Genomic DNA, 18,058 nt, shown 5'->3' with positions numbered 1-18,058 from the left:
CTGGGGCTGCGAAGTCATCCCGAACGAGACGGATGACGTGTTCCAGCCCTGGCACTGGATCGTGATCCCGCAGATCGGCATCACCATGGGCGAGATTTTCTACCTCAAGGACCTCGCGAACGATTGTGATGCGGACAAGGTTTACGAGTTCATGTTCGTCGCCCCGCCGCTGCCGATCACAAGGGGTGTCGGCTCACCGATCAATCCGCAGGCCATCAAGTAGCCTTTGCGGTTTGTATTCTGGGTCGGGCGGTACCGCGGGGTTGTCGGTGCCGCCCGCTCTGTTTTATGACAGCGCAAATACAGTCAGATAGGGAAGAGTGACATGGCTATCGAGTTCCTGAAGCAGGGCATGGACGCCGACGCGACCGACGAAGCCGACAGCAAGGTTCGCGGGATCGTCGAGGGTATTCTCGGCGATGTGAAAACTCGAGGCGACGCGGCCGTGCGCGAGCTTTCCGAACAGTTCGACAAATGGACGCCCGACAGCTTCCGCCTGTCCGATGAGCAGGTAAAGGCGCTTGTGGATTCGCTGACCGAGCAGACGATCGAGGACATCAAATTCGCCCAGACCCAGGTGCGCAACTTTGCACAAATCCAGCGCGACGCGCTGAAGGATGTCGAGGTGGAGACGCTCCCCGGGGTGACGTTGGGCCACAAGAACATCCCCGTAAACAGTGTCGGCTGTTACGTACCCGGCGGGCGCTACCCGATGGTCGCGTCGGCGCATATGTCGATCGTGACGGCGAAGGTCGCCGGTGTGCCGCGCGTAATCGCCTGCACCCCACCGAACGAGGGCGGCCCCCACGCGGCGACGATCGCGGCGATGCATTTCGCCGGCGCGGATGAAATATACTGTCTCGGCGGCGTCCAGGCCGTTGCGGCGATGGGGATCGGCACCGAGACAATCGCGCCGTGTGACATGCTCGTCGGCCCGGGCAATGCCTATGTGGCCGAGGCGAAGCGCCAGCTCTACGGCAAGGTCGGGATTGACCTTTTCGCGGGTCCGACGGAGGTCCTGGTGATTGCCGACGACACCGCCGATGTCGAGATGGTGGTCGTCGACCTGCTCGGTCAGGCCGAACACGGCCCGAACTCGCCGGCGGCCGTGATCACGACGTCGCGCAAGCTGGCCGAGGCTATTCCGACCGAAATCGAGCGTCAGTTGAAGATACTGCCGACGGCGGATGTCGCGTCCGTGGCGTGGCGCGATTACGGACAGATCATCCTGTGTGGCGACCGCGAGGAGATGCGCAGCGAAGCCGATCGTCTCGCCTATGAGCATGTCGAGATACTGACCGAGGACCCGCGCTGGTTTCTCGACAACATGACCAATTTCGGCGCGCTGTTCATCGGGCCCGAAACCAACGTGGCCTATGGTGACAAGGTGATCGGCACCAACCACACGCTGCCGACAAAGGGTGCGGCGCGTTACACCGGCGGCCTGTGGGTCGGCAAATTCATGAAGACCTGCACTTATCAGCAGGTCACCGAGGAGGCGAGCGCGCTGGTCGGGGACTATTGCTCGCGGTTATGCGAGGTCGAGCGGTTCTGGGGGCACAAGGAACAGGCCGATCTGCGCCTGCGCCGCTACGCCGGTCGAAACATCGGCATCGGGGCGACCGACGCCGGAGAATAGGGGTGTCCGACGGAGTTTTTAGCCCCTTGCGCCGATCCGTTTTGCATACCACGCTGCCAGGAGCGGAAAGTTGCGGTCGGCCCATCCGTCGTTGATCGCGGCATCGTAGAGTTTTTCGGCCTCCGTGATGACGGGCAGGGCGAAGCCCTTCTCCCGCGCCAATGTTGTCATCAAGTGAATGTCCTTCGCCGCGCCAGAGACTTCGAATACGGCACCCTCGGGGACATCGCCGCCGAGCGACTGCAAAATCCCCGGCTGGAACAAACCGGCCACCTTCGACGCGCCCGATGAATCACACAGGATGTCGAGCGCGAGTTCGGAATCCACGCCGGCGTCTTCAGTGATCGCCAGCGCTTCGCCCAGCGCCAGCCAGTAGACAGACAGAGGCAGGTTGATCGCGAGTTTCATCGCTGCACCCGCACCGACCGGCCCGACATGGTCGAGCCGGCGGCAGAGTTTCTCGAGTAAGGGCCGTGCGCGTGCCACATCTTCGTCCGCGCCGCCGGCCATGCCGAGCAACTGACCGTTGCGTGCGGGCGGCACGGTGCCACCGACTGGGCATTCGATAAAGGCTCCGCCGACCTCATGCACGACGGCGGCGAGGCTGGTTATCGTTTTCGGCAGGACCGTGCTCATCTCGATGACAAGCTTGCCTTCGAGGCCGCTCGCGAGCAGCCCGTCCTCGTTGCGATAGGCGCGTTCGACAGCCTCGTCGTCGATCAACATGACGATGACCGTATCGCACGCCGCGGCGAGCTCTTTGGGTGTGCCGCAGCGGGTTGCACCGGATTCGACCAGGGGATCGGCGCGGTCGGGCGTTCTGTTCCAGACGGCGATGTCTTTGCCTTCGTCCATAAGGCGTTCGGCCATCGCCGCGCCCATCTTGCCGGTACCGCAAATTCCTATTGTCATGAATTACTCGTTTTCCGTTGCAAAAGTCGCCAGCAGTGCGCTGACTTGTGCTGCATTCTCCATGTGGGGAAGGTGCCCGGTATTCGCGAGGCGGTGTACGGTGGCGCCGGTTGGGAGATTGTCGGCATGAGACGGCGGAATAACCTGATCCTGGTCACCCCAGATACAGAGGATGGGTGCAATGATTTTGCTCAGGCGATCGGCGAACACGCTGATCTGGCGGTCGTCGTCGAAGGTGCCTGCCATGATCACGGAAAGCGCCTCGGGTACCCCGTCCGTGCGTTTGTAGCGCAGGAACCGTTCGATCATGTCGCGGCTGACAAGATCTGCATCATGAACCAACTGGGAAAGTGCCAGCCGTGCGCCACGGCGTTTTTCCGCAGCGACGAGTTCGGAGAGGAAACCGCCGTTGATGGCGGGCGCGAGCCCTGCCGGCGCGATGAGGCCGAGCGAGGCCACCCGGTCCGGTCGGTCGAGCGCGAACGCGATCGAGACCGCGCCACCCAGCGAATGACCGACCAAGTGCGTGCGCGAGATTTCGAGCGCGCTCAGAAACGACGCGACGACTTCTGCAAAGAAACTGATACCGCCGTCGCCGACATTCTTGTCGCTTGCGCCGTGACCCGGGAGGTCCAGCGCGATCACCCGACGGCCGTCGGCAATGGCCGGCTGGTTGAACATCCAGCTTTCGAGATCTGCGCAGATGCCATGCACAAGAAGCAGGGGCAGACCGTCGCCGGTCCCGGTGTCGAGATAGTTGATAGTGCGACCATCGATTTCGATCGTCTGGGGCGCAGGACTGTCTTCCGTTGCGTCCTCGGGTATGAACGCGGCTTCGAAGCTGGCCACGAAGATGTCGATTTCTGAATCATTGATTTCGGCTGGGGCGATGACGCCGATCAGGCCGCCGACGGGAACCGTCTGGTCGACCGCAGCGACATGGCGGCGAAGCAGACCTGAGACGGGTGCCTCATAGGCGTTGTTCACCTTCTCGGTTTCGATCTCGACTATTTCCTCGCCATGGCTGATCTCGCTGCCCTCAGGAGCGAGCCATTCGACGATGGTGCCCGCCTGCATCTGCAGCCCCCATTTGGGCATGGTCAGCTTCTGTATTCGGTCGTCCATAGACACGTGATCCTAACCAGCGATCGCTTTCGCAGCCGCCACGATCTTGTCGGCATTCGGGAGGTAGAGTTTTTCCAGCTCCGGTGCAAAAGGGACCGGGGCGTGGGGCGCGGTGACCTGGCGAACAGGGGCCTTGAGCATCTCGAATGCTTCGCCCGCAACCAGCCCGGCCACGTCGGTGGCAATGCTGCAACGCGGGTTGGCTTCATCCACGACGACGAGCCGGCCGGTTTCCTCGACGCTTTCGAGGATGGTTTCTTCGTCGATCGGCGAGGTGGTACGTAGATCGATCACCTCGGCCTCGATCCCGTCTTTGGCCAACGTCTCGGCTGCGGCTTGGGCTTCGAGCACCATCTTACCAAGTGCGACAATGGTCACGTCGGAACCCTCGCGCAAGATGTTCGCCTCGCCGAAAGGGATTGCATAGGTCTCGTCGGGTACTTCGGCTTCAATATCGTACATCATCTTATGCTCGAAAAAGATGACCGGATCGTCGTCGCGGATGGCTTGAATTAGCAAACCTTTGGCGTCATAGGCGTTCGACGGAACCACACATTTGATGCCGGGCACGGCCGTAAACATGCCGTAGAGGCACTGGGAGTGTTGCGCGGCTGCGCCCAACCCGCCGCCATAGGTGGTCCGCACCACCATCGGGGTCGTCGCTTTGCCGCCGAACATGTAGCGGAACTTGGCGGCTTGATTGAGTATCTGGTCGAAGCAGACCCCCATGAAGTCGCAGAACATCAGTTCGGCAACAGGGCGCAGGCCCGTCGCCGCAGACCCGGCGGCCATACCCATGATGGCTGTCTCGCTGATGGGGGTGTCGATCACCCGCGACGCACTGAACTGCCCGTAGAGACCCTTGGTGACCCCCATGACGCCACCGAATGCGTCTTCCTCTCCATCTAGGCCTGCGCCGCCGGCGACATCTTCGCCCATCACCACGACCGTCGGATCGCGTTCCATTTCCTGACGCAGCGCCTCGTTAAGCGCCTCGCGGATCGTTTTCATAGCCATTGCTCGTTCCCCCGCTTAATAGCTGACGTAGATATCGGTCATAAGATCGGATGCGCCCGGGGGCGGTGCCGCGCGCGCAGCCTTCACCGCGTCGTCGACTATGCTGCGCGCATTCTCGCGAAGCGCGTCCATGTCGTTTTCTTCGAGAAGGCCGGCCTCGACAACGCGTTGCTGGAAGATTTTCAAGCAGTCGTCTTCGGTGCGGTATTTCTCGACTTCGCCTTTGCCGCGATAGGCCTGCGGATCACCCTCGAAGTGTCCGTAGTAACGTGGCGAAAGAGCTTCGATTCCCGATGGACCGTCACCCTTGCGTGCGCGTTCGATACAGGCACGCATCGCCTCGTGGACAGCAAAGAAGTCACGTCCATCGACCTTTTCCACGGGCATACCGAATCCCGATGCACGTCCGGCGATGTCGCCCGAGCCGACCGAGTATTCAACACCCGTGCCCTCGCCGATGTAGTTGTTCTCGAATACGAATACGACTGGCAGATCGAGGACGACGGCAAGGTTCATGGATTCGAACACGGCACCCTGGTTTGTGGCGCCGTCGCCCACGAAACCAATTGCCACGCCGCCGTTCTTGAGTGTCTTGGCGGTCAGGCCTGCGCCGATAATCAGCGGCGCGCCAGCGCCGACGATGCCGTTGGCACCCAGCATGCCCTTGTCCAGATCGGCGATGTGCATCGAGCCGCCCTTGCCGCCGCACAACCCGTCTTTCCGACCGAACAACTCGAGCATCATGCCCGTGATGTCGCAACCTTTTGCAATGCAATGACCATGGCCGCGATGGGTGCTGCCAATGACATCGGTGTCGTCCAGGTCGAGGCAAGCGCCGACGGCAATAGCTTCCTCGCCGGCGTACAGGTGAACGAAGCCCGGCATATCGCCGGTCTCGAATTCCGCGGCGACACGCTCTTCGAATTCTCGGATGGTCACCATTGTGCTGTAGGCCGACAGCAGGTCGTCTCGACTTAGTTGCATCTTGATCCTCCCGAATGGTTCTCGATTGTTAAACGGACTTTAGCGATGTCGATTGGTTGATCGAAACAACCGGGATCGCAAGAGATTGGTGTGTGAACCACATGAATCCCCAAGGTCATGAGAAAAGAAGCGGTCACCCTGTGACCGCTTTAGTGGGAGCTTGGGAGTGGCTGCACGCTCTACACGTGTTCATGAGACGAACTTGGACGCTTAGTCGCGATCCCAATGTCGGAGCAGCGGCTGATTGTTGGCCCGCATGGCATCCATGTAGCGCTTCAGAATCTGTGTCCCGGGCAAGCCCTGCGCATTGGCGCGTGTAGCCCACTCCTTTGCCATTGGCGGCAACGCGGCAGCCCACTGCTTGCGCTCATCCTCCGAGAGCACCTCAACTTCGGTTCCGAAGTTGGCTTTGCATGAGGCGAAACCCTTTTCGGCGCCGTTCTCGACCAAGTCGGCGTTCATTTTGTGCCAGCCCCTTGCGTTGTTGCGCAGCACGGCCTGGACTTCCGAAGGGAGATCGTTGAGACGATCGGTGTTGACCGTCAGCGCCTGCGCAAGAATGGCGCCGAAGGCCGGATCCAGAACAAAGGGAGCAGGTTCGCAAAGTTTGAATGTGCCCATCGCTTCGGCCCAGACAATCATATTGTCGTAAATACCCGTGCTCAGGCTGTTGTAGGCATCGGCCAGGTTGGTCTGAACACCCGCCGCGCCGATGGCCGTGGCCCATGGCAAGTTTGGACCGGCGGCTCCGACTTTGCGTCCCTTGAGGTCGGATATCCTGGTCGCCTTCTTGCTCGAAATGATGTGGTAGTTGTCAACCGTCCCTGTGAGGTAAAGGTTGGTCTGCCCGACGCCGTCCCACAGTTTCTTGAACGCCGGAATATCAGCTTCCATCTCCATGAATATGTCGCTCATCAGGCGCAGATCGCGAGATGTGAAGGGCGTCTTGAACGGCAACTCGTGCAGCGGCAGGCGGTCAGTGTGGAACGGTAATTGGATGATTGTGATGTCACCGAGGCCGGCCTCGGTGGCCTCCAATTCGCCACGCGGACGCGCGATCTGCCCTGAATGGGCAAGATTCCAATTGATCTTGTAGTTACCCGTCTTCGCGAGCGCCGCGTCGACCGCAGGCACGAACCCCTCAAGGACGGCCTTCACCATGGTTGCGGGGGGCGGATAGCCGGACAGGAATGTGAGATCAATTGTCTCCTGTGCCTCGGCCGGCTGGGATATGGCAACTACGGCCAACCCCAAGGTGGCGGCGACCGTCGCGCGCACGCAGCTTGAAATACGATCACTTTGTTTCATGGTTTTCCTCCGGAGTTTGCTTGTTCTTTGAATTGCTACGTCCATGAAACCCGTGTGCAACGAACAGAAAAAGAGTAGAATTGCACTAGTTTATTGCGTGAGAGACATGAATGGACGTCGATTCCCTCCAGATATTCGTTGAAGTCATGCGCCGCGGCAGTTTCGCAGCCGTCGCGCGCGACCGGCAGATTGATCCGTCGTCAATTTCGCGCACCATTGCTTCATTGGAATCCGAGTTGGGGACACGCCTGTTTCAGCGCACGACCCGTCGGTTATCGCCGACCGAGGCCGGTAGCATCTACTTCCAGAATATTGAGCCGATCATTGAAGAAATTGGCCACGCCCAGACGTTGGCGACGAATGTATCTCGGCAGCCTCGGGGAATCTTGCGGATCACAGCCCCGGTCAGTTTCGCTCAGGCGAATATTGTTCCCTTATTGCCCGCGTTTTCCGAACTCTATCCTGATGTCTCGTTCGATCTGGTGCTAACCGACGAGGCGGTCGACCTTTTGAGTGAACGCGTGGACGCCGCCTTTCGAATTGGACCGCTCGACGAGTCGAGCTATATCGCGACCAAAATCGCGTCTCTCGTGGCTGTTGTGTGCGCCAGCCCGACCTATATCGAGCGTCGCGGTTGCCCCAAACACCCCTACGATCTGAGCGAACATAATTGCATGCCGCTTTCGTTGCCTGGTTTCAGCCACCGTTGGCGTTTCCGCAAGCCCGATGCCGAAACCATCGAAATTCCTGTACGAGGCAACTGCACGACCTCGAATGCGATCACCCTCAAGGATCTGGCGATCGACGGCATGGGGATCGTGCTCCAGGCGCGATGGATTGTCGGGTACGCGCTACATGACGGTGATCTGGTCGATCTCTTCCCGGATTACGAGGTCACAGCCTCGCGTTTTGATAACGCGGTTTGGCTGATGTACCCGACGCGGGACTATATGCCGCTCAAGGTTCGGGTCTTCGTCGATTTTCTGAAGGAAAAGTTCCAGTCGCCGCCACGCGGCGAGGCGAGCGGCGAAATCTAAGTCGGCGCGCGGTGTGGAGGCTGGCAGGAGCGCCGCTGTCGCCGTCTGATTGTTTGCATTCAGGGGCCACGGTTTGGGCTGGATTCAACGCCGGTGTCGACCACATTTTATCGCTCTTATGCGTCAATCCACCCGTCACCGTCTCGCAGGCGATGCTCGACCGGAACCGGGTTGGCGAGCGTGGCTTCCACGAAACAGCCCAACTCCGCAGCGTTTAGGACCCTTCGTTGGTCATCGAGTGGTGCATCCGTGTCGAGGTCGATATCGAGCCGGAAATGTATCGGATGCGCGGTGTAGGGCGCGCGGCCCGTTTGCCGGCCTTCCCACTTGATGTCGGCTGTGACCCTCACATCTCCCACGGGAACGCGCAGGCGCTTGGCAAAAGCACGAACCTGCGTCATCAGGCAGGTCACGAGGCCGGTGCAGAAGAAGGCCAGGGGCGGGGGTGCGGAATCGGCGCCGCCATGAAAAGAACCTTCGTCGGATGCCATTTCGAAGCGGTGCTCATACATCGGCGAATCCAAGGGGCCGACCACCATGCGCGCGTCGACTTCGGTACGCATTTTTCCCACCGACTTGGCTTCCATCTCGCACACGACGTCGAACGAGGTTTGCTGATTCTCGGCCATGTGGGCCTCCGCTGTTGATTGTTTCCGATAGCGGCACTCTCGGTGATGCAGACGTTCGGCGAAACGGCAAGCGCACCAGTTTACTGATGTCGTAATTGCATGAATGAGATTCGTGCGGCGCTTGCATGAGTGTCTGGCGGACGAGGCGGTGCGCTCAAGATCTGCGAGGACTAAGTTCTCGCATGTATGAAAAAATGGGGAGTTTCGTCGATGCTTTACATTCTCAAATACTGGGTTCGCATTCCCGAGCACTGGGACACCGACACCGAAACACAGGAGCGCGCCAAGGAAGCGGCTCGTGCCAAGGAACTGATCGCCGATGGCTACATCGTTCGTGCCTGGCGTGCTACGGCCACCCAGGCAACGATCTCGCTCTGGCAGGCGAAGGATCATGACGATTTGCATGCGGCCTTCCTGTCGCTACCGCTTCACCGCTTCTTCTTCGATGTGGAGGTCACGCCGGTCGTCGAGCATCCGGTCTCGCTGATAGCAAAGGACGCGGGTATCGAATTACCTCCAGTCTGATTGCAGGGTAGCGAAAGGTGGACTGGAACAAAGAAAAAGGGCGGCCTTCCGGCCGCCCTTTCCTTTGACGAAGGAACCGATTTCTAGTTGATCGAGTATTTGTGGACCGGCTTGGCGCCCTTCGCGATGGCCAGTTCGATCAGGCGACGGAACGTGGCCTTGCCGGGGACGCCGGCGTCCTCATACTCCTGCGCCTTCTGGTTGACCCAGGGTTCGATGGCTTGCGCCATTTCGCGCCGCACGGCCGGGTCGAGATCACGCACCGTCACGCCCTGTTTCCTGAGGTTCTCGAGTGCCGTCACATATTTGATCGTGCTTTCCTGCTCTATGGCGGCTTCATAGACCGGCATTTCTTCCTGAATGATCTTCTGCACGTTCGCAGGAAGTTTGGCCCAGCTGTCCTTGTTCACCGACAGGGGATAGGCCGTCACGGAACCCCAGCCCATGGTCGTGTAGAATTTCGCGACCTCGCCAAACTTGAACCCGAAATAGGGGGCGGGGAAGATGACGATGCCGTCATAAACGCCGGACTGCAGCGCGTTATAGACCTCGTTGAGATTGGTCTGGACCTTCGCCGCGCCGGCGTAATCGAGCCATGGCAGGTTGGGCCCCGCGGCGCCAACCTTGACGCCCTTGAGGTCCGACATCTTCGACCATGCGAAGGTGGTACCCAGCCCGTAATCATCGACGGCGCCACCGCCAAGAAAGGTCTGGTTGTACCGATCGAAGTTCTTCGCGAAATAGTCGTACTCGTCATGCAACTGGCGGGTCGCCGGCCCCATGATCTTGGGATCGCCGGAAATGAACGGGGTGAAGTAGTTGATGTTGTGCACGAAGAGCTTCGTTGGCTCGAAACACGAACAGATCGATCCGAAATCGACCAGACCCTTCTGGGTCGATTCCAGCACTTCGAAGAGGTTGGCGATGGTGCCACCATATCCTTCGATGAACTTGATCTTGTGCTCGGTCTCGGCTGCGACACGCTTGGTGACATTCGGAACGAAGGTTTTCTGCAGCTGGTTGACCTGTGAAAGTGGCGCTGCCGGATGGCCGGCAGCGATGCGCATCGTGAATGTGTCGGCGCTACCTGACGGCTGCAAGGCCGCCATCCCGATCGCGACGGAGCCCGCGAATAGGGCCGTACGGACTATCTGATTTGATGATTGCATTGGGAATTCCCCCTGGTCGTTTCCATTGTCGAAGCCCGGTCGGGCAAATACTGGAACGCGAGTGGAAAATGCTCATACACAATCCCGACAGTGTGGGTCGGATTGGGCTTGAAGGGAAGGGGCACGCGAGAAGGTCTGGTTTCGTAGAGGACAAGCCCGCAAAGAAAAAGGGCGACCCGAGGGCCGCCCGTTTCCCATCATGTGAGTGATTTACTTGATGGTGTAATCGTAGACAGGCTTGCCGCCTTCGGCCTTGACCAAAGCGATGTAGCGGCGGAACGTAGCCTTGCCTGGAACGCCCTGCGCCTCATACTCTGCAGCCTTCTCGTTGACCCAGGGCTCGATGGTGCGGGCCATCTTGCCCCGTTCCACGTCGCCGAGATCACGTACGGTCACGCCCTGTTTCTTGAGTGCTTCGAGCGCCGAAGTGAACTTCGTCGCGCTTTCCTCGTCGACCGCCTTTTCATAAACGGCGGCTTCCTCGGTGATGATCTTCTTCACGGAGTCAGGAAGCTTGGCCCACGTATCCTTGTTCACATTGACCGGGTAGTTGATGACCGAACCCCAGCCCATGGTGGTGTAATATTTTGCGACTTCGCCGAACTTGAAGCCGAAATACGGTGCCGGGAAAATCACCACGCCGTCATACACGCCCGACTGCAGTGCGTTGTAGACCTCGTTCAGGTTGGTTTGGACCTTGGCCGCGCCGGCATAGTCGAGCCAGGGCAGGTTCGGGCCGGCCGCACCCACTTTTACGCCTTTGAGCTCTTCGGCCTTCGTCCAGGGGAACGTGGTGCCGATGCCGTAATCGTCCGTCGCGCCGGAACCGAGGTAGACCTGATTGTAATTTTTCTCGACCTCCTTGGCGAAGTAGTCGAATTCGGTCCAGAGCTTGCGTCCGGCCGGGCCGATCACATGCGGATCACCCGACATGAACGGCACGAAATAGGAAATGTTGTAGTGAAACAGCTTGGTTGGCTCGAAGCAGGAGCAAATGGCGCCGATATCGACGAGACCTTTTTGCGTGGATTCGAGAACCTCGAAGAGGTTGGCGATCGTGCCGCCGTAACCCTCGATGAACCGAACCTTATGGTCGGTCTCCGCCGCGACGCGCTTGGTCACATTCGGAACGAAGGTTTTCTGAAGCTGGTTGACCTGTGCGAGCGGTGCGGCCGGATGGCCCGCTGCGATCCGCAGCGTAAAGCTGTCGGCTACCGCGGCATTCTGAGTGAATGCGAAGGCGGCGGCAAATGCGCCAGCTGCGAGAAATTTGGTGGGATGTTTCAAGTTTCTCTCCTTAGATTTGTTTTGTTTTGGATCGTGAGAACAGTCGACCACAAGCACGCGGACAGGTGCAAGGCCGCGTGCTTGTGGTCGACTGCGATTGTATGGGCCGATGAAAGCGCCAGGTTTGCGGAAATTGTTTGGCAGCTACGCGAATTGGACAAGCCTCATGTTGCCCGGCAACGAAAAAGGGCGACCCGAGGGCCGCCCTTTCCCAATTCGATGAAGGTCGATTTTAGTTGATCGCGTACTTGTAGACAGGCTTGGCGCCGTTCTCGACAGCCAGTTCCATCAGACGACGGAAGGTGGCCTTGCCCGGAACGCCCTGAGCCTCATACTCGGCGGCCTTCTCCTGAACCCACGGTTCGATCGCACGGGCCATCTTGCCGCGCTCTTCGTCGCCGAGGTCACGAACCGTGACGCCCTGCTTCTTGAGGTTCTCAAGAGCCGAGGAGAACTTGCGGACACCTTCGTCTTCAACGGCCACGTTGTAGACAGCGGTTTCTTCCGTGATGATCTTCTTCACGGAGTCAGGCAGCTTCGCCCACGTGTCGTTGTTGACGGTCACCGGGTAGGCGACAACCGAACCCCAGCCCATGGTCGTGTAGTATTTCGCGACTTCGCCGAACTTGAAGCCGAAATACGGCGCCGGGAAAATAACCACACCGTTGAACACACCGGACTGCAGTGCGTTGTAGACCTCGTTCAGGTTGGTCTGGACCTTTGCCGCACCGGCAAAGTCGAGCCAGGGAAGGTTCGGACCGGCAGCACCGATCTTCACGCCCTTGAGCTCTTCCATCTTGGTCCACGGGAACTTCGTGCCCAGGCCGTAATCGTCGAACGCACCGTTGGCGATATAGGTCTGGTTATAGTTGTCCGAGAAGACCTTGTAGAAGTAGTCGAACTCCTTGTGGATCTGACGCGTGGTCGGACCCATGATCTTCGGATCGCCCGAAATGAACGGGTTGAAGTAGTTCAGGTTGTGGACGAACAGCTTGGTCGGCTCGAAACATGAGCACATGGCGCCGATGTCGACGAGACCCTTCTGCGTGGATTCCAGAACCTCGAAGAGGTTGGCGATGGTGCCGCCGTAACCCTCGATGAACCGGACCTTATGGTCGGTCTCTGCCGCGACGCGCTTGGTCACGTTCGGAACGAAGGTCTTGTTGAGCTGGTTCACACTGGCGAGCGGTGCGGACGGATGGCCCGCAGCGATGCGCAGCGTGAAACTGTCGGCTACAGCAGATGTGGTGGTCGCGGCTGCCGCAACGGCCAAAACACCAGCAGCAGCAACAGTCGTAATATGCTTACGTGCTTTCACTGAACGTCTCCCTTTATACGTTTATTGGTTGTGCACAACGTCTGCGAAAATCAGCGGTAACAGAATGTGCTGAAGCTCGCATAAGTCGGAGCGCAACAAAGCAGGAATCGGTAACAAATGCTAGCGGTTATCGCGCTTTCGTTGCGCCGCCGAATGGCACCCGTACCGCCCTCCCGACGGAACTACAATGGACGCCGGCGCAGGTTGCGCATGGCGTGTCATGCAACGCTGTAGTTCGAATGTGGCCGAACCATCACGCTTGTTTGATGAAATCGCGCATCGGCAGGGCAAAAAAAAAGGCGTTCCGGCGCGAACGGTGAGTTTACATCGGGTTTCAGTCTGGTACCTTCAATTACTACTCGCTTGGGAGGGCTTGCGAGTCGGACAAAAATACCGCTTGAGATCACCGGCGGACAGGGAGTCAGTTCATGGTCGATAACGTCGTAAACACTGTGACGCGTGTTTGCAGTACCGTTGCAGCATTCTGGGCGATGGCGCTCGCATTTCTTATCCTCTGGGATATTACGGGGCGCACATTCTTCAACGCCCCGTTTGATGGCACCATCGAGATCGTGGCGAACTCGATGGTCTCAATCCTTTTCCTGCAGTTGCCCTACACGATTTATCGTGGCGCGCATCTGCGCACGACCGTCGTGTATCAGAACCTGAATGACCTGGGACGTCGGGCTATCGATATCTTCGTGGCGCTTCTCGGTATCTGGTTCTTCTGGTCGGTTGCCGTCGGTGGCTGGGAAGACATGATCATCGGCTGGGAGGTTGATGAGCGTGAGGGAGAAGGCTCCATTCGTGTGCCGATCTATCCCGTGCGTTCGCTGATTATCGTTTTCGCGGTTGTGTCGATGCTCGTCTATGCCCTTTTGCTCTGGCACTTCGTGTTCGGTTCGGAGCCGATCACCGATGAGGAAGAAGGTTTGTCAGAAGGCGTTTCTGGCTCGCAAATCTAAACTTCAGAACAACAACCCGTCCGCCCGGATGAAACCGGGCGTCTGACGAAACGGGACAAGGGGACGTTAAAATGGATCCGACAACAGCTGTCATATTGATGCTGATCGTGCTGATCATCGCCGTGGTGATCGGTGTCCACATCGGAATTTCTTTGGGTGTTACCGCACTTGTCGGGACCTGGCTCATGTTCGGGACGTACGAACTGGCGGCGGGGCAGGTCGGCAGTACATCCTTCTTTGCGCTGCGGAACTTTGTCTTCGCGGTTATTCCGCTATTCGTCTTGATGGGCGAGTTCGTCAGCCGATCAGGTTCGGCAGGCGATCTGTACCGGGTGATGAACTTCGGGTTGAAGCGTATTCCGGGCCGGCTCGCCGTGGCGACTGTGGCCGGCAACGCGATTTTCGCCGCCGTGACCGGGACAAGCCTCGCTTCCGCGGCCGCATTCTCTCGGCTGGCCTATCCGGAAATGATCACCGCCGGCTACAGCCGCAAATACGCGCTGGGTTCGGTCGCGGGTAGTGCGTGCCTTGGCATGTTGATCCCGCCGAGCGTGCTGCTGATCATCTGGGGCATTGTGACCGAGATCTCGATCGGCTTCCTGTTCCTTGCGGGCATCCTGCCGGGCATCTTCCTGGCGCTGTTGATGGCATTCTACAGCTCGGGCACGGCGATCCTGAAGCCTGAGGTGGCCCCGAACGTCGATCTCTCGAATGAGAAGCTTACCGGCCAGGAAATGATCAGTGGCGGTGGTGTCATCTTCCTTATCTTTGCGGTGCTCGGCAGCATCTGGGCAGGTTTCGCCACGCCGTCCGAGGCGGCGGCGCTGGGCGCCTTGTTTGGCTTGGTTCTGGCACTGATCAAGGGTGTCAAATGGGATGGCATTCGCGAGGCAATTATCGACTCCGGTAAGGTCATCGCGCCGATCCTGTTCCTGCTGCTGACGGCGCAGATGTACGCCCGGTTGCTGACAACCGGTGGCATCGTCAACCTGATCACGGACACGGTCGGCGGCGCGGGCATTGATCCCAACGTCGCCGTCTTCATCATGATCGTGATCTGGCTGATTCTCGGCACGCTGCTGGACTCGGGTTCGATTATCTTGCTGACCGTGCCCATTTTCTGGCCGATCGCGCAGAACTTCGGATACAACGAATATGCGTTCGCCATCATGGGAATTCTGGCCATTGAAGCCGGACTTCTGACCCCGCCTGTCGGGTTGCTGGTCTATGCGGTGAAGGGCGCCGTGCCCGACAATACGGTCCAGTTATCAGAGATCTTTGCGGGTTCAATTCCGTACTGGATATTGATGCTCTTCGTTCTGGCCTGTGTCTGGATCTTCCCGGAATTGGCGACAGAGCCGATCAGCTGGAGTACCGACATCAACTTCAATCATCAGATCGGGATCAGTTTCAGAGCAAACTAGCCTGACCCTGGATGCAGAATTACGGCGGCGTTCCTTTCGGGGCGCCGCCGTTTTCTTTGCTGAAGATGTATGACCGAGGACGTGACCACGACGGCCTGAGCAGTTCGCGCTAGGCGCTCCGTTCGTTGGCCACACGCTCAATCGCGTCGACGATCGCCTGATAGCCGGTGCAGCGGCAGTAATTGCCCGAGATGAATTCGCGGATATCTTCGCGCGAAGGTGACGGGTTTTTCTGCAGAAGCTCTTCGGCCGTCAGCAACATACCCGGTGTGCAGAAGCCGCACTGTACTGCGTTGCGCTCGTGGAAAGCCTGCTGCAGATCCGAGATGGAACCATCTTCGGACAACCCTTCAATCGTTTCGACCTCGGCGCCGTCGGCCTGGGCGGCCAGCATCAGGCAACCGCGCACGATCTGGCCGTCCACGCGAATGGTGCAGGCGCCGCACACACCGTGCTCGCAGCCCACATGGCTGCCCGTGAGCTCGAGTTCGTAGCGGACGAAGTCCACCAGGTTGGTGCGCGCCGGGATACGCCGGGACACGGATTGTCCATTCACCTTGAGTGTGATGTCGACATTCTGATCCATCTGCTTCGTTCCCCTATGCCGCGAACGCGGTCAGCGCGCGCTTCGTGAGCACACGCGCCAGGTGCATTTTCATTTCCGGTGGGCCATTGAGGTCCGCCATCGGGTCGAGGTCGGCGTCGAGGGCAGACTGGGCCGCCGCGACGGTTTCCTCGTTATGGGGATTTCCGTTCAGCGCGTCGCCGGCCGCGCTCGCCAGCACGGGGCGGTCACCGGCGCCAAGAAACACCAGACGCATATCGGAAAACTTGCCGCCATCGAGGCGTCCTTGTACGCCGATGCCGACAATGGCGTAGTCGCCACTTCGACGGGCGAGTTCCATGAACGCCGTCCGCTCGCCATCGGCGATTTCGGGAACCTCGACGCCGATGAGCACTTCGTCCGGCTGCATCGCGGTTTCGAACAGCCCGAGAAAGAAATCATTGGCCTCGACACTGCGCGTACCGTTGCGGCTCTGGAGGAGCATCTTGGCACCGATTGCCCGACTGACGGCCGGCATCTCGGCAGCCGGGTCCGCGAAGGCGATCGAGCCGCAGAAGGTTCCCCGGTTGCGAATGGCCTGATGCGCCACATGGGGCATGGCTTTCGCGATGAGCGGCGCCATCCTGGCGACGTCTGATGATTCGAGAACCTGCGAGTGGCGCGCCAGCGCACCGATGCGCAAGGTCGTGCCATCGCGGGCGATATCCGACAGGCCGTCGATATGGTTGATGTCGATGAGAATCTCGGGTGCCGACAGACGCATGTTCAGCGTGGCCATGAGACTTTGGCCACCTGCCAGGATGCGCGCATCGTCACCGTGCTCATCGAGAAGATCGAAGACCTGATCGAGATTCTCGGCACGAACATATGCGAATGGTGCGGGTTTCAACGGGCGTCTCCCTTTTCCAACTTGTTTGCCCGAGCTTCGTTATCGGCGCGGTGCAGCTATTGACTAGACAACAACATAGCGCACCTCTATGCGAACGGGGAATGCTTCCATATCTAGCACCCCTACATATTATATTTCACTCAGGAGTACCCAATGGCTGAAGGTAAAATCACGGTCAAGCCGTCGATCTACACAATGCACGGCGTGTCCACGTCGCACGCGCGCACCGACATCACGGTGCGCGATGTTTCGGTGACGACCGATGAACCGCTGGAGCGGAACGGAACCAATGTCGCGGCCTCGCCGACGGAAACCATGATCGCGGCCCTTATCGGCTGCACGAACAACGTCACCATCCGCATTGCGGAACACAAGAAACTGAACTTCGAGCTCATCAGCATCGACGCGGACGTGATTTTCGATCGACGCGGCGTGGTCCTCGCCGAGGAAATCGATGTGCCGTTTCCGGAGATCACACTGACGATCACTGCCAAGACCGATGCGAGCGCAGAGCAGTTGAAGGAAGTGCAGGAGATGCTGCCGATCTTCTGCCCGGTGTCGCGGGTTTTCCAGGCAGCCGGGACGAAGGTCACCGAGAAGTGGAACATCGTTGACTAGATTCTAGTTTCAGCAAGCGGGAGCTGGGCATGGCGCTTACGATCTGGGGCCGTCACACATCTTCCAATGTGCAGAAGTTGCTTTGGGGCTGTGCGGAAATGGGCGTGGATTTTTCGCGCCCGGACATGGCGGGTGAGTTCGGGTTCACCGATGCCTATCTTTCGATGAATCCAAACCGGGTTGTGCCCACGATCGACGACGATGGGTTCATCCTTTGGGAGTCGAATGCCTGCCTGCGCTACCTCGCCGAAAAGCACGGCCGTGGCACGCTGTGGCCGGAAGATCCGCATGTGCGTGCGGATGCGGATCGCTGGATGGACTGGCAAACCGCAACGTTCTGGCCCGCCCTGCGGCCGGTTTTTCATCAGTTGATCCGTACGCCGCCAGATCAGCAAAATAGGGCACTGATCGATCAGGGGATCAAGGCCGCCGGTGAGATCAGCGCCGTGCTGGATAGTGCGCTTGCCGATCGCCGGTTTGTCGCCGGCGACAAACTCACAATGGGCGACATTCCCGTCGGTGGTGTGATCTATCGCTGGTACGAACTGGATATAGCCCGTCCCGAGCGCCCCAATATTCGGGCCTGGTACGAGCGGCTACAGGAACGGCCCGGCTATGCGGAGCACATCATGAACTCGCTGCAGTAG

The 18,058-nt window shown here is 59.2% G+C and carries 19 protein-coding genes; 8 read left to right on the top strand and 11 right to left on the bottom strand.

Translation table 11 applies throughout. The features are described 5' to 3' along the window. Nucleotides 1-223, top strand: a 223-nt coding sequence (locus ABJ363_08205; GenBank protein ID MEP4378965.1) for a cyclase family protein, incomplete at its 5' end; no start/stop codon positions are given. Nucleotides 224-325: 102 nt separating this feature from the next. Further along, complete coding sequence (gene hisD / locus ABJ363_08200; protein ID MEP4378964.1) at nucleotides 326-1,639, top strand: histidinol dehydrogenase; 1,314 nt, start codon at nucleotides 326-328, stop codon at nucleotides 1,637-1,639. Nucleotides 1,640-1,657: 18 nt separating this feature from the next. Here hisD and ABJ363_08195 read toward each other — a convergent pair whose 3' ends face one another. From ABJ363_08195 to ABJ363_08175, 5 genes are all read right to left on the bottom strand, one after another. Continuing rightward, nucleotides 1,658-2,551, bottom strand: a complete 894-nt coding sequence (locus ABJ363_08195) for an NAD(P)-dependent oxidoreductase (protein ID MEP4378963.1) — start codon at nucleotides 2,549-2,551, stop codon at nucleotides 1,658-1,660. A 3-nt stretch (nucleotides 2,552-2,554) separates the two neighbouring features. Next, nucleotides 2,555-3,676 (bottom strand): acetoin dehydrogenase dihydrolipoyllysine-residue acetyltransferase subunit, encoded by a 1,122-nt coding sequence (locus ABJ363_08190; protein ID MEP4378962.1) that lies wholly within the window; start codon nucleotides 3,674-3,676, stop codon nucleotides 2,555-2,557. A gap of 12 nt (nucleotides 3,677-3,688) precedes the next feature. Further along, nucleotides 3,689-4,693: an alpha-ketoacid dehydrogenase subunit beta gene (locus tag ABJ363_08185; protein MEP4378961.1), complete on the bottom strand. Its 1,005-nt coding sequence runs from the start codon at nucleotides 4,691-4,693 to the stop codon at nucleotides 3,689-3,691. Between the two features lie 15 nt (nucleotides 4,694-4,708). After that, on the bottom strand, nucleotides 4,709-5,677 hold the full coding sequence (locus tag ABJ363_08180) for a thiamine pyrophosphate-dependent dehydrogenase E1 component subunit alpha (GenBank protein MEP4378960.1): 969 nt from the start codon (nucleotides 5,675-5,677) through the stop codon (nucleotides 4,709-4,711). A gap of 210 nt (nucleotides 5,678-5,887) precedes the next feature. Next, entirely contained in the window at nucleotides 5,888-6,985 is a 1,098-nt protein-coding gene (locus tag ABJ363_08175) for a hypothetical protein (GenBank protein MEP4378959.1), read from the bottom strand. 110 nt (nucleotides 6,986-7,095) lie between these two features. Between ABJ363_08175 and ABJ363_08170 the strand changes: the two genes are divergently transcribed. After that, nucleotides 7,096-8,022, top strand: a complete 927-nt coding sequence (locus tag ABJ363_08170) for a LysR family transcriptional regulator (protein MEP4378958.1) — start codon at nucleotides 7,096-7,098, stop codon at nucleotides 8,020-8,022. Nucleotides 8,023-8,138: 116 nt separating this feature from the next. Here the strand turns inward: ABJ363_08170 and ABJ363_08165 are convergent, their stop codons facing one another. After that, the gene (locus ABJ363_08165) at nucleotides 8,139-8,651 is read right to left on the bottom strand and encodes an OsmC family protein (GenBank protein ID MEP4378957.1); all 513 of its coding nucleotides are present in this window, start codon (nucleotides 8,649-8,651) and stop codon (nucleotides 8,139-8,141) included. Nucleotides 8,652-8,861: 210 nt separating this feature from the next. Between ABJ363_08165 and ABJ363_08160 the strand changes: the two genes are divergently transcribed. Continuing rightward, nucleotides 8,862-9,176 (top strand): muconolactone Delta-isomerase family protein, encoded by a 315-nt coding sequence (locus ABJ363_08160; GenBank protein MEP4378956.1) that lies wholly within the window; start codon nucleotides 8,862-8,864, stop codon nucleotides 9,174-9,176. Between the two features lie 83 nt (nucleotides 9,177-9,259). Here ABJ363_08160 and ABJ363_08155 read toward each other — a convergent pair whose 3' ends face one another. The 3 genes from ABJ363_08155 to ABJ363_08145 form a co-directional block, all read right to left on the bottom strand. Further along, nucleotides 9,260-10,345 carry a C4-dicarboxylate TRAP transporter substrate-binding protein gene (locus ABJ363_08155; protein MEP4378955.1) on the bottom strand — a complete coding sequence of 362 codons (1,086 nt, stop codon included), beginning with the start codon at nucleotides 10,343-10,345 and terminating at the stop codon, nucleotides 9,260-9,262. A 210-nt stretch (nucleotides 10,346-10,555) separates the two neighbouring features. Next, nucleotides 10,556-11,632: a C4-dicarboxylate TRAP transporter substrate-binding protein gene (locus tag ABJ363_08150; GenBank protein MEP4378954.1), complete on the bottom strand. Its 1,077-nt coding sequence runs from the start codon at nucleotides 11,630-11,632 to the stop codon at nucleotides 10,556-10,558. Nucleotides 11,633-11,864: 232 nt separating this feature from the next. Further along, nucleotides 11,865-12,950: a C4-dicarboxylate TRAP transporter substrate-binding protein gene (locus tag ABJ363_08145; GenBank protein ID MEP4378953.1), complete on the bottom strand. Its 1,086-nt coding sequence runs from the start codon at nucleotides 12,948-12,950 to the stop codon at nucleotides 11,865-11,867. A gap of 428 nt (nucleotides 12,951-13,378) precedes the next feature. Here ABJ363_08145 and ABJ363_08140 point away from each other — a divergent pair, with 428 nt between their 5' ends. Continuing rightward, complete coding sequence (locus tag ABJ363_08140) at nucleotides 13,379-13,915, top strand: TRAP transporter small permease (protein ID MEP4378952.1); 537 nt, start codon at nucleotides 13,379-13,381, stop codon at nucleotides 13,913-13,915. 71 nt (nucleotides 13,916-13,986) lie between these two features. After that, the gene (locus ABJ363_08135; GenBank protein MEP4378951.1) at nucleotides 13,987-15,339 is read left to right on the top strand and encodes a TRAP transporter large permease subunit; all 1,353 of its coding nucleotides are present in this window, start codon (nucleotides 13,987-13,989) and stop codon (nucleotides 15,337-15,339) included. Nucleotides 15,340-15,448: 109 nt separating this feature from the next. On the opposite strand, the gene ABJ363_08130 is transcribed toward ABJ363_08135, so the two are convergent. Then, complete coding sequence (locus ABJ363_08130; protein MEP4378950.1) at nucleotides 15,449-15,925, bottom strand: (2Fe-2S)-binding protein; 477 nt, start codon at nucleotides 15,923-15,925, stop codon at nucleotides 15,449-15,451. Nucleotides 15,926-15,938: 13 nt separating this feature from the next. Then, complete coding sequence (locus ABJ363_08125; GenBank protein MEP4378949.1) at nucleotides 15,939-16,793, bottom strand: xanthine dehydrogenase family protein subunit M; 855 nt, start codon at nucleotides 16,791-16,793, stop codon at nucleotides 15,939-15,941. Between the two features lie 153 nt (nucleotides 16,794-16,946). On the opposite strand from ABJ363_08125, the gene ABJ363_08120 reads away from it, so the two are divergent. Together ABJ363_08120 and ABJ363_08115 are read left to right on the top strand one after the other, a co-directional pair. Continuing rightward, nucleotides 16,947-17,411 carry an OsmC family protein gene (locus tag ABJ363_08120; GenBank protein MEP4378948.1) on the top strand — a complete coding sequence of 155 codons (465 nt, stop codon included), beginning with the start codon at nucleotides 16,947-16,949 and terminating at the stop codon, nucleotides 17,409-17,411. Between the two features lie 29 nt (nucleotides 17,412-17,440). Next, nucleotides 17,441-18,058: a glutathione S-transferase gene (locus ABJ363_08115; GenBank protein ID MEP4378947.1), complete on the top strand. Its 618-nt coding sequence runs from the start codon at nucleotides 17,441-17,443 to the stop codon at nucleotides 18,056-18,058.

The sequence above is a fragment of the Alphaproteobacteria bacterium genome (assembly GCA_039980135.1).
In the GTDB taxonomy this organism is placed as follows: Bacteria; Pseudomonadota; Alphaproteobacteria; order UBA6615; family UBA6615; genus UBA8079.
The sequence above is the reverse complement of the archived record's forward strand: the minus strand, read 5'-3'. Positions and strand labels throughout refer to the sequence as shown.